At 74.4% G+C, this 16,158-nt stretch carries 12 protein-coding genes; 4 read left to right on the forward strand and 8 right to left on the reverse strand.

The window, feature by feature from the left end; genetic code table 11:
- Positions 1 to 249: 249 nt before the first annotated feature.
- From AGRA3207_RS14565 to AGRA3207_RS14600, 8 genes are all read right to left on the reverse strand, one after another.
- Positions 250 to 1,773 carry a serine/threonine-protein kinase gene (locus tag AGRA3207_RS14565; protein ID WP_231335163.1) on the reverse strand — a complete coding sequence of 508 codons (1,524 nt, stop codon included), beginning with the start codon at positions 1,771 to 1,773 and terminating at the stop codon, positions 250 to 252.
- 274 nt (positions 1,774 to 2,047) lie between these two features.
- Complete coding sequence (locus tag AGRA3207_RS14570) at positions 2,048 to 4,009, reverse strand: acetoacetate--CoA ligase (RefSeq protein WP_231335164.1); 1,962 nt, start codon at positions 4,007 to 4,009, stop codon at positions 2,048 to 2,050.
- A 112-nt stretch (positions 4,010 to 4,121) separates the two neighbouring features.
- On the reverse strand, positions 4,122 to 4,832 hold the full coding sequence (locus tag AGRA3207_RS14575; RefSeq protein ID WP_231335165.1) for an HAD family hydrolase: 711 nt from the start codon (positions 4,830 to 4,832) through the stop codon (positions 4,122 to 4,124).
- Between the two features lie 146 nt (positions 4,833 to 4,978).
- Positions 4,979 to 6,619, reverse strand: coding sequence for an L-glutamate gamma-semialdehyde dehydrogenase (gene pruA / locus AGRA3207_RS14580; protein WP_231335166.1), 1,641 nt, complete (start codon positions 6,617 to 6,619; stop codon positions 4,979 to 4,981).
- A 92-nt stretch (positions 6,620 to 6,711) separates the two neighbouring features.
- Positions 6,712 to 7,203, reverse strand: coding sequence for a DUF6912 family protein (locus AGRA3207_RS14585; RefSeq protein WP_231335167.1), 492 nt, complete (start codon positions 7,201 to 7,203; stop codon positions 6,712 to 6,714).
- A 17-nt stretch (positions 7,204 to 7,220) separates the two neighbouring features.
- Entirely contained in the window at positions 7,221 to 7,856 is a 636-nt protein-coding gene (locus AGRA3207_RS14590; RefSeq protein WP_231335168.1) for an HAD family hydrolase, read from the reverse strand.
- A gap of 121 nt (positions 7,857 to 7,977) precedes the next feature.
- On the reverse strand, positions 7,978 to 8,874 hold the full coding sequence (locus tag AGRA3207_RS14595; protein WP_231335169.1) for an N-acetylmuramic acid 6-phosphate etherase: 897 nt from the start codon (positions 8,872 to 8,874) through the stop codon (positions 7,978 to 7,980).
- Positions 8,871 to 9,833: a MurR/RpiR family transcriptional regulator gene (locus AGRA3207_RS14600; protein ID WP_231335170.1), complete on the reverse strand. Its 963-nt coding sequence runs from the start codon at positions 9,831 to 9,833 to the stop codon at positions 8,871 to 8,873. The genes AGRA3207_RS14595 and AGRA3207_RS14600 overlap by 4 nt, the downstream gene beginning before the upstream one ends.
- Before the next feature lie 61 nt (positions 9,834 to 9,894).
- Between AGRA3207_RS14600 and AGRA3207_RS14605 the strand changes: the two genes are divergently transcribed.
- From AGRA3207_RS14605 to AGRA3207_RS14620, 4 genes are all read left to right on the forward strand, one after another.
- Positions 9,895 to 11,106 carry an N-acetylglucosamine kinase gene (locus AGRA3207_RS14605; protein WP_231335171.1) on the forward strand — a complete coding sequence of 404 codons (1,212 nt, stop codon included), beginning with the start codon at positions 9,895 to 9,897 and terminating at the stop codon, positions 11,104 to 11,106.
- 380 nt (positions 11,107 to 11,486) lie between these two features.
- Positions 11,487 to 13,736 carry a transglycosylase domain-containing protein gene (locus AGRA3207_RS14610; RefSeq protein ID WP_231335172.1) on the forward strand — a complete coding sequence of 750 codons (2,250 nt, stop codon included), beginning with the start codon at positions 11,487 to 11,489 and terminating at the stop codon, positions 13,734 to 13,736.
- Positions 13,737 to 13,903: 167 nt separating this feature from the next.
- Positions 13,904 to 15,550, forward strand: a complete 1,647-nt coding sequence (locus AGRA3207_RS14615) for a glycoside hydrolase family 3 protein (RefSeq protein WP_231335173.1) — start codon at positions 13,904 to 13,906, stop codon at positions 15,548 to 15,550.
- Between the two features lie 121 nt (positions 15,551 to 15,671).
- Entirely contained in the window at positions 15,672 to 16,157 is a 486-nt protein-coding gene (locus AGRA3207_RS14620) for a hypothetical protein (protein WP_231335174.1), read from the forward strand.
- Position 16,158 lies beyond the last annotated feature (1 nt).

Genomic DNA, 16,158 nt, shown 5'->3' on the forward strand with positions numbered 1-16,158 from the left:
CCCCTAGAGACCATGCGCCACCTCGTTGTGGCGCCGCTCACTGCGTCAGCGTAGCCAGGAATTCCCCCAAAGCCGACCTGCTCTGCCGCGAGGGGAACGTGGCTTTGCCCACCCTGCCAGGCGCTCCCGCGCCGCCGCCCGGTGATCGCCGAAGTCCCGGTGGGGCCGTCCCGCGCGCACGCCGGACGGCGGCGGGAGCCGCGGCGGGGCAGCACATCCGTCACCGCGGCGGCCGCTGAGGGGGCCGGACTAGCCGGCGCCGGGGTCGGTGCCCGTCCCCGGCGGGGTGGGCGTGATGGTCGGGAGGGTGGCCGTCGGGTCGGGGCTGTGCGTCGGGCCCGTCGGCGTCGGGTCGGCCGTGGGACGGGTCGGCGTCGGGGACCCGGTCGGGCTGGGGCTCTCGGACGGCGACGGGCTGTACGACGGCGACCGGCTGTAGGACGTGCGGGGCGCCGGGCCCGACGGGGTGTGGCTCCTCGGCGCCGACGAGCTGGGCACGACGTCGCTGGTCCCGGGCGGTCCGCTGGGGTCGCTGACCTTCTGCCCCGCCTTGCCCTTGTCGCCGGAGCCGAGCGCGAGCGCCGCGGACACCACCACGATCGCCACGAACAGCGCGGCGGCGCCGGCGAGCACGGCCGGGCGGCCGGAGCCGGTGAGGGCGGTGCGGAGGCCGCGCCGCCCGCCGTCGCCGGGGAGGTGGCGGGGCAGGGTGTTGTCGGCGGCCCACTCGGCGGGCGTCGGGAGGCGGTCCGCGGACCCGCCGCCGGGCAGGTCCAGCTCGTCCCATTCGCCGGTGCCACCGGCCGCTCCGCGGTCGAACGCTCCAACCGGGGACGGCGCGGGACCGGCGCCCGCGGCGCCGTCGACGGCCTCCGCCGCGAGGACGCTGCCCACGGCGAGCATCGCGGTCTCGTCGGTGTCGCCCGCGGGGTGGACGGCCGCGGCCGCGGCGGCGGGGACGACCGCGTCCTCGTGGCCGAGCAGCCGCATCAGCACCTGCCGGGCGTGCGGGCGGGCGGACGGGTCCTTGCGCAGGCAGTCGGTGACGAGGCCGCGCAGCGGGCCGTCCAGGTCGCCGAGCTCGGGCTCCTCGTGCAGGATCCGGTTGATCACGGCGGGGATGGTGTCCTGCCCGAAGGGCGGCTCGCCGGTGGCGGCGAACACCAGCGTGGCGGCCCAGCAGAACACGTCCGCGGCGGTGCCAACCTCCTCGCCCTGGATCTGCTCGGGCGCCATGTAGGACGGGGTGCCGATGACCCGGCTGGTGAGCGTGGTGGAGCCGCTGATGGCGCGGGCCACGCCGAAGTCGATGACGCGCGGGCCGTCCGGGCCGATCAGCACGTTGTGCGGCTTGAAGTCGCGGTGGATGATCTTCGCCTGGTGGATCGCGGCGAGCGCGGTCGCGGTGCCGACGGCGAGCCGGTCCAGGGCCGCGCCGCCGAGCGGGCCGTCCTGCGTGACCTGCTGGTTGAGCGAAGGCCCGGGGACGTACTCGCTGACGATGTAGGGCCGCTCGCCGGTGGCGTCGGCGTCGATGACCTGGGCGGTGCAGAACGGCGCGACCTTCTTGGCGACCTCCAGCTCCCGCAGGAAGCGGGCGCGCGCCTTATCGTCGGAGGTCAGCTCGGAGTGCAGCAGCTTGACCGCGACGCGCCTGCCGTTCTCGTCCTCCCCGAGGAACACGGTGCCCTGGCCGCCCTCGCCCACGCGGCCGGTCAGGGCGTAGGAACCAAGCCGCTCCGGGTCACCGGACCGCAGCGCCCCAACCTCCATGCGTGGAACCGTCCCTCTCCCAATCGACGGACCGAGCGGACCACGGGCTGATCGACGCAGGCCAGCGCTCCGCATATGTGACGCCCCGACCCCGGGGGAAGTTCACCCGGCCCCCCGGCCATACGGCGCGTTCTGCCCCCCGCCCCCGATCGAACACATTTGGGCCGGGCCCCCACCCTAATGCCGCCGGACCCCCCGCGATACCGCGCAACCACGGGTTCACCAAGGTGAGACCTGCGTTCCGGGGCGCGCCCGCCGCCCGGACGGGGTGGGTTCATGGGGTGAAATGGGTGAGCACCTCTGGATTCGCCATGGAATCGCGGTTGGCGGCCTTGTCGACCGGCGTGCCCTGGAGGATCTTGCGGACGGGGACCTCCAGCTTCTTCCCCGACAGCGTCCGCGGGATGCCCGGCACCTCGCGGATCTCGTCGGGGACGTGGCGGGGCGACAGCGCCGACCGGATCCGGCGCTTGAGGCCGTCCACCAGCTCGTCGCCGAGGGACGCGCCCGGGGCGAGCTGGACGTACAGCAGGAGGCGCCCTTCCTGGCCGAGGCGCCCGGTGTCGATGACCAGGCTGTCGGCGATCTCCTCGAACGCCTCGACGACACGGTAGAAGTCGGACGTGCCCATCCGGACGCCGCCGCGGTTGAGGGTGGAGTCGGAGCGGCCGTAGATGACGCAGCCGCCGTCCGGGAGGATCTTGATCCAGTCGCCGTGGCGCCACACGCCCGGGTACATCCCGAAGTAGGACTCGCGGTAGCGTTCGCCGCCCTCGTCCTTCCAGAACCCGACCGGCATGGACGGCATGGGCTCGGTGATGACCAGCTCGCCGACCTCGTCCAGCACCGGCTTCCCGTCGTCGCCGTAGGACTCGACCTTGGCGCCGAGGCCGCGGCACTGGATGACGCCCGCGCGGAGCGGCAGCAGGGGGGACGGGCCCACGAAGCCGGTGCACAGGTCCGTGCCGCCGGAGAACGAGCCGAGCAGCAGGTCCGCGCCGACCGCGTCGTACACCCAGGCGAAGCCCTCGGGCGGCAGCGGCGAGCCGGTGGAGCCGATCCCGCGCAGGCGCGAGAGGTCGAGGTCGCGCCCGGGGCGGAGGCCCTGCTTGGCGGACGCGGTGATGTACGGCGCGCCGACGCCCATGTAGGTGACGCCGCTGTCGGCGGCGAGGGTCCAGAGGTCGAGCGGGGCGCCGTCGTACATGACGACGGTGGAGCCCACCAGCAGGCCGCCGACGAGGTAGTTCCACATCATCCAGCCGGTGGTGGTGTACCAGAAGAAGACGTCCTCGGGGCCGAGGTCCTGGTGGAACGACAGGGCCTTCACGTGCTCCAGGACGATGCCGCCGTGCCCGTGGACGATCGGCTTGGGCAGTCCCGTCGTCCCGGACGAGTAGACGACCCACAGCGGGTGGTCGAACGGCACGTCCTCGTACTCCGGGGCGTCGTGGCCCTGGCGCGGCAGGTCGCGGTAGTGGACACCGGCGCGCAGCCCGTCCGGCGTGGCGGCCGGGTCGAGGTAGGGGATCAGGACGGTGGCTGCGAGCGTCGGCAGCTCCGCCTCGATCTCGGCGACGACGTCCCGGCGGTCGAAGCGCTTGCCGTTGTAGGCGTAGCCGTCCACGGCGATCAGGACCTTCGGCTCGATCTGCGCGAACCTGTCGATGACCGACGAGGCGCCGAAGTCCGGGGAGCAGGACGACCAGATCGCGCCCAGCGACGCGGTCGCCAGGAAGCAGACGAGCGCCTCGGGGATGTTCGGGATGTAGGCCACGACGCGGTCGCCCCGGCCGACGCCGAGGTCGGCGAGTCCCGCGCGGACCTCCGCGACGTGCAGGGCCAGCTCGCGGTAGGTGAGGACGCGGTGCCCGCCCGCCTCCGACCGGAAGACCACGGCGGTCTTGTCGGGGGTGTCGGCGGCCCTGCGCAGGGCGTTGGCGGCGTAGTTGAGCGTGGCGCCGGGGAACCACTCCAGGCCGTCCACCGGCATGGGGCCGCCCGACCGGACGGGGCCGTCTCCGCGCCGTCCGACGATCCCGAAATAGGACCAGATCGCGTCCCAGAACGCGTCGACCTCCGTGACCGACCAGCGCCAGAGGTCCTCGTAGGACGAGGTGTGCACGCCCCGGTCCCGCAGCCAGCGGGCGAAGCGCGTCGCCTGCGCGCGGTCGACGACCTCCGCCGACGGCTCCCACAGCGGCGCACCCTCGGAAACCTCATGGTCACGGGACATGGTTCTCCCCTCCTGGCAACGCTCCTGCGGCGGCACCCACAGTATCGGCCGCACCCGTGCCCGACGCGCCCGCCCCGGGGGGCCCGCCGGGCGGGGCTACAAACGGGGCGGGTCAGAGGCGGGTGAGGTCGGCGGCGGCCGCGACGACCGCGTTGGTATCGGCGAGGGTCGACAGGACGCGGTCGGCGCCGGCGGCGCGCAGCTCGGCCTCGGTGGCGCTGCCGGTGGCCACGGCCACGACCGGGGACCCGGCGATGCGGGCCGCCTGGACGTCGCGGGGCGAGTCGGCGATGTAGACCGTCGCGGACTCCAGGTAGCGGGCGCCGTGCCGCTCCCCCGCCCGCGAGCGGGCCAGTTCCAGCAGCGCCGCCTTGCTGTAGACGCCGTTCTCGTATCCGCCGGACTCCAGGTCGAGGTGCTCGGCGAGGCCCAGCTCGGTCACCTTCAGCACCGCGTTCGGCCGGAGGGAGCCCGTCAGCACGGACTGGGCCACCCCCGGGACGTGCGCGAGCGCCTGGACGGCCTCGCGGGCGCCCGCGAGGACCCGCCCGTGGGTGCGCAGGTCACCGCGGCGGGAGGCGAACGCCTCGGTGAGGGCGGCCGTGAACGCGGGCAGGTGGTCGTCGGTGGTGACGACGTCGTTGAAGGCCAGCGTCTCGAAGATGATCTCGGATTCGGTGCGGCCGGGGGTGGGGGCGAGCCGGACGAGGGGCCGTCCGATCGTCCGCCGGAACGCCTCGGCGTACGCCTCGCGGGTGACCCGCCCGACGTCGACCAGCGTGTGATCGATGTTCCACAGCACCAGTCGGTTCAGCGTCGACATCCCGTTCCCAAGCGCGGTCGGAGGAGCGTCCGCGGGCAGGTTGCGGCGCGCCCGCGACGTGCGGCGAGCTTATCGTCCGGCCTCGCGCCGCCGAGCGCAACCGGCCGCCGGGGGGCGGGCCTCACCCCCGCCGCGCAAGGGCCTCCTCACGCCGGGGGCGGGCCCATGTGGGGGTAGCGGTGGTCGGTCGGCGGAACGAACGTCTCCTTGATCGCCCGGACGTTCGTCCAGCGCAGGAGGTTGAACACCGACCCGGCCTTGTCGTTGGTGCCGGACGCGCGGGCGCCGCCGAACGGCTGCTGCCCGACGACCGCGCCGGTCGGCTTGTCGTTGATGTAGAAGTTGCCCGCGGCGAAGCGGAGGGTCTCGGTGGCCGCGGCGATGGCGGCGCGGTCCCGGGCGATGACGGCTCCGGTCAGGCCGTACTCGCTGACGCCCTCCATCTGCGCCAGGACGGCGTCGTAGTCGCCGTCGTCGTAGACGTGGACGGCGAGGATCGGGCCGAAGTACTCGGCGGTGAAGATCTCGTCGGTGGGGTCGTCGCACTCCAGGACGGTCGGCCGGACGAAATAGCCCCGCGAGTCGTCGAACGTGCCCCCGGCGAGGATCCGGATCGAGTGCAGGGTGCGGGCGCGCTCGATGGCGCGGCGGTGCTTGGCGAACGCGCGCTCGTCGATGACCGCGCCCATGAAGAGCGAGAGGTCCTCGGCGACGTTCCCCATCGTCAGGCCCTCGGCCTCGGCGCACAGGTCGTCGCGCAGCCCGTCCCAGATCGAGCGGGGGACGTAGGCGCGGGAGGCCGCGGAGCACTTCTGCCCCTGGTACTCGAAGGCGCCGCGGATCAGGGCGGTCTTCAGGACGGCCGGGTCGGCGGACGGGTGCGCGACGACGAAGTCCTTGCCGCCCGTCTCGCCGACGATGCGCGGGTAGCCCCGGTAGCCGGCGATGTTCTCGCCGATCGTCCGCCAGAGGTGCTGGAAGGTCGGCGGCGAGCCGGTGAAGTGCAGGCCGGCGAGCTCGGGGTGCCGGAGCGCCACGTCCGACACGGCCCGGCCGTTGCCCGTCACCATGTTGATCACGCCGGGCGGGAGCCCGGCGGCCTCCAGCAGCCGCATCGTGTGGTGCGCGGCGAGCTGCTGCGTCGGGGACGGCTTCCAGACCACGACGTTGCCCATCAGCGCGGGCGAGGTCGGCAGGTTCCCGGCGATCGCGCTGAAGTTGAACGGGGTGATGGCGAGGACGAAGCCCTCCAGCGGCCGGTACTCCATCCGGTTCCAGGCGCCCGGCGGGGAGTTCGGCTGCCGCTCGCGGATCTGCCGCGCGTAGGCGACGTTGAACCGCAGAAAGTCGATCAGCTCGCAGGCCGAGTCGATCTCCGCCTGCTGCACCGACTTGGACTGCCCGAGGATCGTCGCGGCGTTCAGCGTGGACCGCCACGGGCCCGCCAGCAGCTCCGCGGCCCGCAGGAAGATCGCGGCGCGGTCGTCGGGGGCCATGGACCGCCAGCCGGACGCGGCCTGGCGCGCCGCGGCGACGGCCTCGGCCACGTCGGCGTCGGTGGCCTCGCCCATCCGGCCGAGGACGTGGCCGTGGTCGTGCGGCTCCACGACGTCGATCGGCGCGCCCGCGCCCATGCGCCGCTCGCCCCCGATCGCCATCGTCAGCTCGGCCGCCGCGCCGCCGAGGTCCTTGATCCGGGCTTCGAGCGCGGCCCGCTCGGCGCTGCCCGGCGCGTAGCCCTTGACCGGCTCGTTCACGGGTACCGGCACGTCGGTGACGGCGTCCATCTGGTCGCTCCCTGCGGTTCTCCGGCGGCGTTTCCGACGTGCGGGGACCTACCCGCCGGTCCGCGGCCGAATACTCCGGCGACCGCCCGCCGTCATTCCAGGTGCGGGAGCTCCTGGGTGGCGTACCAGAGCAGCTCGTGGCCCTTGGCTCCGTCCACGGTGAACCGGGCGTCCTCGTCGCCCGCGTCGGCGGCGGCCAGGGCGTCAGCGGCGGCGGCGATGTCGGGGGCGGCTGACGGATCGTCCACGTGGGCGGAGGCGATCTTCCGCCACGGGACGGCGGCGGCCAGCTCCGACAGCGACCGGTCGGCGGAGCCGCCCCGCCAGGCGACCGCGTCGCCGGGCACCTCGGCGGCCAGCACGACCCGGCGGCGGGGCGCGGACGGGTCGGCGGCGAGCAGCCGCAGGGAGGCGCGGGCGGCGGCGGTCATCGCCGCGTACTCCAGCTCCTCCAGGTCGCCGGAGGCGTACCACTCGCGGAGCGCGGGCGTCACCGCGTGGGCGGACAGCGGGGCGGGGCCGATCTCCCGCGCGGCCCGGACGGCGGCGAGGAGGGTGAGCGTGGACGGCAGGTAGACGCGCATGACGGTCAGTCAGTCTGTCACGGCAGCAGGCCCAGGCCGCGCAGTTCGGCGATCGTGGCCTCGGCGGAGGTGTGGTGGAGGCCGCGCAGGCCGAGGGCCTCGGCGGCGCGGACGTTGTGGTCGATGTCGTCGATGAACACGCAGTCCGCGGCGTCCAGGCCGAGCAGGTCCAGGGTGTACCGGAAGATCGCCTCGCCGGGCTTGCGCAGCCCGACCTCGCAGGAGATGACGACCTCGTCGAAGACGCCGGCGAACAGCTCGCGGGGGTAGTCGTTGCCCCAGGAGTTGGACAGCAGCGCGGTGCGGGCGCCACCGGCGCGGACCGCGCGCAGCGCCGCGTACATCGGCTCGACGGGGACGAACGCGCCGAACATGCGGGTGAGCAGGCCGTCCGCGGCGACCGGGCCGCCGTCCTCGGTGAGCAGCTCGGCGGCGAGGAGCCGCTCGAACTCGGCGACGGGCAGCGTGCCGTCCTCCAGCCCGTGGACGGGGTTGGTCCCGGCGCCGTCGTACGCCTGCCGCACCCAGCCGCGCATGACGGCGCGGTAGCGGACGGCGTCGACGCGGTCGGCGGCCAGCCACGCGGCGACGGTCTCCTCCAGCGGGGACGTCAGGACGCCGCCCCAGTCGGTGATGACGCCTTTGACGGTCACGGGCCCGATCGTAGGGGATCGGCGGCGCCGCACCGAACATCGTTCTGGCGGGCGCCGTCCCGAGGGCCGTGATCATACGATCGATGCGGGGACGATCGCATGATCACGGCCCCCGGCCCGGTCAGGCCGACCGGAGCCGCTGCAGCGCCTCCCTGACGCCTCCGTCGGCCTCCTCCAGGACGATCGTCGCACGCGCGGCGGGGACCTCGCCGAGCAGTGAGACGAGGGCGACGCGGGTGTTCCCCCCCGCTTCCGACAGCGCGTTCTCGCAGGTGCGGGCGTCCATGCCGGTCGCCTCCGTGAGGATGCGCACGAGCCGGGTCCGCAGTTTGGAGTTCAGCGCGTTCACACTGACCATCAGGTTGGAGTAGGTGCGGCCGAGCCGCACCATCAGGGTGGTGGAGAAGGAGTTGAGGACGAGCTTCGTCGCGGTCCCCGCCTTCATCCGGGTCGAGCCGCTGATCACCTCCGGGCCGGTGGCCAGGCCGATGTGCACCTCCACTTCGTCGCCGTACGGCGTGTGCGGGTTGCAGCTGATCAGTGCGGTCCGCGCCCCGATGGCGGCGGACGCGCGCAGCGCCCCCACCACGTACGGGGTGCGGCCGCTCGCGGCGATGCCGATGGCGATGTCGCCTGGCTGGACGTCGCGGGCGTCCCGGGTGCCGAGCTCGACGTCGTCCTCGACGTCGGAGATCGCCTGGGACAACGCCCCAGGGCCGCCCGCGTGGTGGGCCACGACGCGGCCCCAGATGCCGAACGTCGGGGGCAGCTCGGCGGCGTCGATCACCGCGAGCCGTCCGGACGTGCCGGCGCCGAAGTAGTGCACGCGCCCACCGGCGCGCAGCGAATCCACCGCGAGGTCGACCAGCCGGGCGATCTCGGGCAGGACGGACGCGACGACCATGGGCACGGTCGCGTCCTCAGTATTGATCAGGTGCAGCACCTCCAGGGTCGGCAGTGTGTCGACGTCGAGGGTGCGCGGGTTCCTGCCCTCGGTGGGGAGCTCGCAATCGATCACCGACGCCTCCGGTCGGGTCGCACGGTCCGGCCGCGGACCGCCTCGAATGTGGCTTCCAGGGCCTTGCGGGTGGGCCCGTAGGTGCGCTGCGCCACACCGACGAAGACGCAGTCGACCACGGTCAGCTGCGCCAGCCGGCTGGCGGTGGCGCCGGAGCGGAAGGTCGTCTCCCGCGCCGCCGTCGTCAGGATCAGGTCGGACACCTCCGCTATCGGGGATTTGGGAAAATTGGTCAGAGCCACGGTCCTCACTCCGTTGTTCCTGGCCACCTCCAGTGCGTCGATGGTCTCCACGGTCGCGCCCGAGTGCGAGATCCCGATCGCCACGTTCCCGCTGCCCAGCACGGCCGCGCTGGTGAGCATGATGTGGGCGTCCGACCACGCCGAGCACACCCGGCCGATCCGGTGCAGCTTCTGCTGGAAGTCGGCGGCGACGAAGGCGCTCGCGCCCACGCCGTAGACGTCGACGCGGTCGGCGGCGACGACGGCGTCGACGACCTGTTCCAGCATCTTGATGTCGAGCTGGGCGGCGGTCTCCTCCACGGCCCGCGCGTCGGCGAAGGTCACCTTCTCCACGATCTGCTCAAGGGAATCGTCGGGACTGATGTCGCTGCCGATGACCCGCCCGCCGCTGGCGCTCTGGGCACGTCCCGCCTCGGTGGCGAGGGTCAGTCGGAGCTCTGGATAACCATGGAACCCGATCGCCCGGCAGAACCTGATGACCGTGGTCTCCGAGGTACCACAGGTCTGGGCGAGTTCGGTGATGGTGGAGTTCGCGACCCCCTCGGGGTCGTCGATGACGCGTTGAGCGACTCGTCGCTCGGCGGGGGGCAGCGAGGGCAGCAGCGAGCGCACCCGCACCACGGTGCTCAGCGGCGTCTGATCCTTGGGCGCCGCGTCTTCCCTGGACGTACCGGCCTCCCCTGTGCTCCCGCTGTCGGGGCCGATGGGTTTCCTCATGTAAGGAATTTTCTTACTGGCAGGATGTCACGTCAACGGTAGAAAAGGCTACGGTCGCCATGTGTTGACCCATTTGGCCGGTCCTTACGTGGTCGGTATCGACGCGGGTGGCACGAAGACCCGCTGTGTCGTACTGACGCTCGGGGGAGCCCTGGCCGGTTCCGGCACCGGCCCAGGGGCCAACCCCAACTCCGGAGGCGACACCGTGGGGGCGCTGACGACCGCCCTGCGGCAGGCGCTGGGAGACCTCGACAGAACCCATGTCCTCACCGGCGTGTTCGGTATCGCCGGTGCCGGCTCGGCAGGCCGGCCCGCCGCCGTCTCGGCGGCGCGGCGGGCCTGGCAGGCCCTCGGGCTGCGCGGCTCGCCCGCCGTGGTGACCGACATCGCCGTGGCGTTCGCCGCGGGCACCAACGAGCCCAAGGGCATCGTGGTGTTCTCCGGCACCGGCGCCGGGGCGGCCGTCATCAACGACGGCTCGATCGTGCAGCGCGCGGACGGCTACGGCTGGCTGGTCGGAGACGAGGGTTCGGCGGTGTGGCTCGGGAAGGAGGCGGTCAGGGCGGCGCTCGCGGCCTACGACGGCCGCGGCTCCCCGACCCTGCTCACCGACGCGGTCCCCCGTGCCCTGCTCGGTCCCTCGGTGGTCGCGGAGATCGATCCGGCACGGCGGCGGCCCGTCCCCCGACGGGAGCTGGCCATGGCCGGCGCGCCGCCACCGGGTGCCCCCGCGCTCGCCCCGACGTCCCCGTCCCCTCTCTCCTCCGCCGTCTCCTCACCCTCCGGGACCGGCACGGGCACGGCCGTGCTGCTCTCGGATCCTCCGGAACCGCAACCCGGCGGGTCCGGACCGGCCCGCGCTCCCGGCGGCCCGGACGGACCGGGCCGTCCCGAGATACCCGGGACCCCGCCGAACCCGCAGCTCGCCCAGGCGATCATCAAAGAGGTGTACGGCCGCCCGCCGGCCGCCCTGGGCCGGCTCGGCCCGGTGGTCGCCGCCGCGGCGGCCGCGGGCGATCCCGTGGCCAGGCGCATCACCGAAGAGGCCGCGCAGTGGCTGCTGCGCGACGTCGACGCGGTGCGCCCGGCCTTGTCCGACCCGTGCGCGCCGGTCGTCATGCACGGCTCGGTGCTGCGCGAGGGCCCCGTCGCCGAGGCCGTCCGCACCGGGCTGCGCGACCGGTTCGCCGCCGCGCCCCGCAGTGCGGGCGACGGCGCCGTGGGCGCGGCCGGGCTGGCGCTGCGCCGCCTCGGCCACCCCCTGCCCGGCTGAGCCTTCCGGCCCGCCGAGGCGAGGACGGCATCGCCGTCCGGTCTTCATCGCGATGGACCCCAGATGATCCGCAACCGCTTGCGGTGATGGGGTCCATCGTGATTAGGCTGTGACCACGGTGGCAGAAGATCCGCCGGCGCGGCCCCGTTGGTGCCGTGACCGGTGGGACCACCGGCCACAGACGTGGCTCGTACCGATCCGGCTGCGTTCCTTCGCAGCGTCGTCCGCCGGCGGCGCGGACCCGCCCCGACCGGCGGATCCGGCTCAGCGCGCCTCCCATCGCCCCCCGGCGTGCGCTTCCGCACGCCCTCGCGCGTGGCCCGGCGCCCCCCGCCTCCCGGACGACGGCCGACTCCGTACTCCACGTCGAACGAGGTCGCATGCACTCCCTGCCCCGGGCGCGCCGTTTCCGGCCCGCCCTCACCCGCCTGTCCCGCGTCCTGCGCCGCACGCTCCGGCTCCGCACGCTCCGGCTCCGCACGCTCCGGCGCCGCCGTCTCGCCATGACCGCCGTCGCGCTGCTGCTCGCGGCCGCCGGCGCCGTCGTGGTCGCCTACGTCCGGACGCCGCTGCCGACCGAGCCGCAGCCGGGCGTCACCGACGAGGGCTCGACGGTCTACTACGCCGACGGCCGGACGCCGCTGTTCCGCCTCGGCGCGAACCGGGAGATCGTCCGGCACGACCAGATCCCCGACCGGCTGCGGTGGGCCGTCCTCGCCGCCGAGGACCGCGGCTTCTACGGCGGCCACGGCGTCTCGCCCACCGGGACGATGCGCGCCCTGTGGAACAACGCGTCCGGCGGCGACACGCAGGGCGGCTCCACCATCACCCAGCAGCTCGCCCGCAACTACTTCAAGGGCCTCAGCAAGGACAGGACGGCCGGGCGCAAGATCAAGGAGATCTTCGTCGCGGTCAAGCTCGCCCGCAGGCGCTCCAAGGACGAGATCCTCGACCTCTACCTCAACACCGTCTACTTCGGCCGCGAGACGTCCGGGGTGCAGGCGGCGGCGCGCGCCTACTTCGACAAGGACGTCTGGCAGCTCGGCGTCGCCGAGGGCGCCCTGCTCGCCGCGATGATCCAGCGGCCGGCCTACTTCCGGACGCAGGGCGACGACGCCCCGGCGCGCGCGCTGCGCAGCCGCTGGCGGTACGTCCTGGACGGGATGGTGTCGATGGGCAGGCTCAGTCCCGCCGAGGCCGCCCGGCAGCGCTTCCCCCGGACCCAGGACCAGTGGCGCGGGGTGGCGCCGTCCGGCCAGGGTCTGCTGGTCAGGCAGCGCGTCCTCGCCGAACTGGAGGGTCTCGGCATCCCGGAGCGCACCGTGGTGAACGGGCGCCTGAGGATCTACACCGGGCTCGACCGGCGCTGGATGGAGCACGCGGAACGGGCCATGCGTCAGGTCCGCGAGCCGGAGTGGCCTCGCAACGCGCGGGGCGGCCTCATCGCGGTGGACCCGCGGGACGGCGCGGTCAAGGCGTTCTACGGCGGCGATCCGCGGCGCAGCATGTTCGACTCGGTGTTTAACCCGGTCGCGCAGGCGGGCTCCACGTTCAAGCCGTACGTGCTGGCCGCCGCCCTGCGCCGCGGCTACAGCGTCCGGACGAGGGTGAGCGGGAGGTCGCCGCTGAGGTTCGCGCCGGACGGCTCCGTCACCCCGATGACCGCCCCCGGGTACAAGGTCGCCAACGACGAGGAGATCGGGTCGCTCGGGACCGTCGACCTGGTCAGGGCGACGGCGCTGTCGGTCAACACCGGCTTCGTCAAGGCGGCGCTGAAGGTCGGCGTCGCGAACGTGCTGGAGACGGCGCGGCGGTTCGGCGTCCCCGAGTCGGCGCTGAAGCCGCACAAGGGGCAGGCCGGGATCGCGCTCGGCGTCCCCGACGTCGCCGCCGCCGACCAGGCCGCCGGGTACGCGGCCTTCGCCAACGGCGGCAGGGCCGTGACCCCGCACCTGATCACCCGGATCGTGGACGCGCGGGGGCGCCGGGTGCCGCTCCCTTGGGACCGGCACGACCGGCACGACAGTTACGACCGGCACGACGGGCAGGGCGGCCTGGGCAGGCAGGGCGGACGGGTGCTGGACGGCGAGCAGGCCGCGCAGGCGACCTACGCGATGCGGGCGGTCGTGACCGGCGGGACGGGCAGGCGCGCGGCCCTGCCCGACCGGGACGCCGCCGGCAAGACCGGGACGACCGACGGAAACCGCGCCGCCTGGTTCGTCGGGTACGTCCCACAGCTGTCGGCGGCGGTGGTGATGGCCAACACCGAGCGCGCACCGCTCCGAGGGCTGCCCGGCCATCCCGGGAAGGTCGCCGGAGAGAACCTCCCGGCGACCGTGTGGCGGTCGTTCATGGAGGAGGTCACCCGCGACATGCCCGCGCTGCCCTTCCCCGAGCCCGCCTTCACCGGTGTGGCGGCGGACTGGGACGACCCCGGTCCCGGCCAGGGCGAAGGCCCCGGCAAGGCGCCGGGCACCGGCGGGACACCGGATCCCGGCGGGACACCGAATCCCGGCGCGACGCCCTCGCCCGGCGGAACACCCTCGCTGACGCGGAACCCGCGCGGGACGCCCGCCCCGCCGAAGGACGCCCGCAAGAAGCCCTGCGCGCCCTCCTGCCCCACGTCCTGACCTGGCCGGGCCCCGCGGCCAGTCGTCACCATCGCCGGGGCCACGGTAATGAGCCGTGGAGGGGGAAGGAGTCGGGTCGACAGGCGGGCGGAGGACCCGTTAGCGTCGCGGCGTCCGGAAAGGATCGGGCGACCGTGGCGGCGAACGACGTCGGAGGGCCTGGTCAGATGCGTGTCAGACGTCCACTCGCGCTCGCGGCGGCGGCGGTCATCGCCGTGCCGCTGGCGGGCTGTGGCGGCGGGACGGGCAAGGGCGGGCCGGGCCCGTCCGCCCGGTCCGGCGCGTCCGGGCCGCCTGGCGCCGGGACGTCCCCGGCCAGGCCGGACGCGTGGATCCCCGGCTACGTCGGCCGGATGAGCCTCGCCGAGAAGGTCGGGCAGCTGTTCGTCCCCCGGTTCTCCAGCCGCGCCGACGGGCTGTCGATCGTCCGGCGCTACCACGTCGGCGGGCTGATCTACTTCCCGGAGAACATGGGCTCGCCGTCCCGCGCGGCGGCGCAGTCGAACGCGCTGCAGAAGGCGTCGAAGGTGCCGCTGCTGCTGGGCGTGGACGAGGAGCAGGGCATCGTGTCCCGGACCCCGTTCCTCACCCGGTTCCCGGGCAACATGGCGCTCGGCGCGACGGGCCGCCCGGCGGACGCGCGGGCCGCGGCCCGGGTCACCGGCACCGAACTACGGGCGATCGGCATCAACCAGGACTTCGCGCCCGTCGCGGACGTGAACGTCAACGCCCGCAACCCGGTCATCGGGCTGCGCTCGTTCGGCTCGGACCCGGCGAAGGTGTCGGCGATGCTGGCGGAGGCGATCGGCGGCTACCAGGACGCCGGGGTCGCGGCCACGGCCAAGCACTTCCCCGGCCACGGCGACACCGCCACCGACAGCCACACCGGGCTGCCGGTCATCACCCACTCGCGGGCGACGTGGGAGCGGCTCGACGCGCCCCCGTTCAAGGCGGCGATCGCCGCCGGTGTGGACGCCGTCATGACGGCGCACATCGTGGTGCCGAAGCTCGACCGCTCCGGCGACCCGTCCACGCTGTCCAGGACCGTGCTGACCGGGCTGCTGCGCGGGACGCTCGGCTACCGCGGCGTGATCGTGACGGACTCGCTGGAGATGGCGGGCGCACGGCGCCGGTACGGCGACGCGGCGGTGCCCGTGCGGGCGGTCGGCGCGGGCGCGGACCAGCTGCTCATGCCACCGGACCTCCCCCGCGCCTACAACGCCGTGCTCAAGGCCGTCCGCTCCGGGAGGATCCCCGAGCGGCGGCTGGACGAGTCCGTGACCAGGATCATCGACCTCAAGCGGCGCCGCGGCCTGTTCGCCGGGACGCGCGCCGACCCGGCCACGGCCGCCTCGAAGATCGGCACGCCCGCGCACCGGGCGGTGGCGCGGCGGGTCGCCGAGCACGCGATCACGCTCGTCCGCGACGACCGGAAGGTGCTGCCGCTGAAGGGCCGGACGGTCGCGGTGGCGGGCCCGGACGCCGCCGGGCTCGGCGCCGCCCTGCGCCGCCGGGGCGTCCGCACGGCCGCGCCCGGCGCCGCGGACGTGACCGTCCTGACCACGATCGACGCCGGGCGCGCCACGGCGGTCCGCGTGCGGGCGCTCGGCCCGAAGCCGGTGGTCGTGGCCGCGCTCGGCCGCCCCTACGACCTCGACGCGGCCGGCGGCGCGGCGGCGGCGCTGGCCGCCTACTCCTCGGGCCGCGCCTCGATCGACGCGCTGGCCGGGGTGCTGGCGGGCGCGGTCGAGCCGGTGGGACGCCTCCCGGTGCCCGCCGCCGGGAAAAGGGCCGGTCACGGCCTGGGCCGCTGACCTGTCACCGGCCCGTCAGGCGTCGCCGAGGCGCCGGGCCCCGGTGGAGGCGGGGCCGGTGGACGCGGAGCCGCGCGACCTGGGAAGATCGGCGCGCCTTCGCTTCCCCAGGAGGTCCCCCGTGCTGGTCCGCCCGTCCCTGGCCGCCCTGGCCTTACTGCCCGTCCTGTCCGCCTGCGGCGGCGACCGGGAGATCGCGATGCCGCCGCTGACGCCCGAGCCGTCCGGCACGCTGCTGATCGACGGCTCCGGCGACCGGGAGACCCTGCCCGCGCGGCTCGTCCTGTACCGGTTCCTGCGCGGGGTGGCCGCCGCGGACGTCCGCGTCTGCGCCCACCTGGCACCCTCCTACGAGCGCACCGCCTTCGGACGGACCGGCGGCTGCCGCGACGGCCTCCGCCGGGCACGCGCGAGACTCGACCCCCAGAGCGTCGCCGCGCTGCGCGGCGTCACCGTCCCGACCGGGGAGACCGGCCCCGGCGACGGCGACTTCACCGTCCGCTTCGAGGACCTGGAATGGCGCGGCGAGCCCGCCCGTCCCGGCGGCCTGCTCGCCCCGGCCTTCACCCTCCACCAGACCCGCGAACGCTGGCTCATCACCGCCTGAG

This window comes from Actinomadura graeca (assembly GCF_019175365.1).
Classification (GTDB): domain Bacteria; phylum Actinomycetota; class Actinomycetes; order Streptosporangiales; family Streptosporangiaceae; genus Spirillospora; species Spirillospora graeca.

Bases quoted from the DNA above. Each gene is read 5' to 3' on its own strand.
- AGRA3207_RS14565 (WP_231335163.1), bottom strand. From the start codon at position 1,773: ATGGAGGTTGGGGCGCTGCGGTCCGGTGACCCGGAGCGGCTTGGTTCC.
- AGRA3207_RS14570 (WP_231335164.1), bottom strand. From the start codon at position 4,009: ATGTCCCGTGACCATGAGGTTTCCGAGGGTGCGCCGCTGTGGGAGCCG.
- AGRA3207_RS14575 (WP_231335165.1), bottom strand. From the start codon at position 4,832: ATGTCGACGCTGAACCGACTGGTGCTGTGGAACATCGATCACACGCTG.
- pruA (WP_231335166.1), bottom strand. From the start codon at position 6,619: ATGGACGCCGTCACCGACGTGCCGGTACCCGTGAACGAGCCGGTCAAG.
- AGRA3207_RS14585 (WP_231335167.1), bottom strand. From the start codon at position 7,203: ATGCGCGTCTACCTGCCGTCCACGCTCACCCTCCTCGCCGCCGTCCGG.
- AGRA3207_RS14600 (WP_231335170.1), bottom strand. From the start codon at position 9,833: ATGAGGAAACCCATCGGCCCCGACAGCGGGAGCACAGGGGAGGCCGGT.
- AGRA3207_RS14610 (WP_231335172.1), top strand. From the start codon at position 11,487: ATGCACTCCCTGCCCCGGGCGCGCCGTTTCCGGCCCGCCCTCACCCGC.
- AGRA3207_RS14615 (WP_231335173.1), top strand. From the start codon at position 13,904: ATGCGTGTCAGACGTCCACTCGCGCTCGCGGCGGCGGCGGTCATCGCC.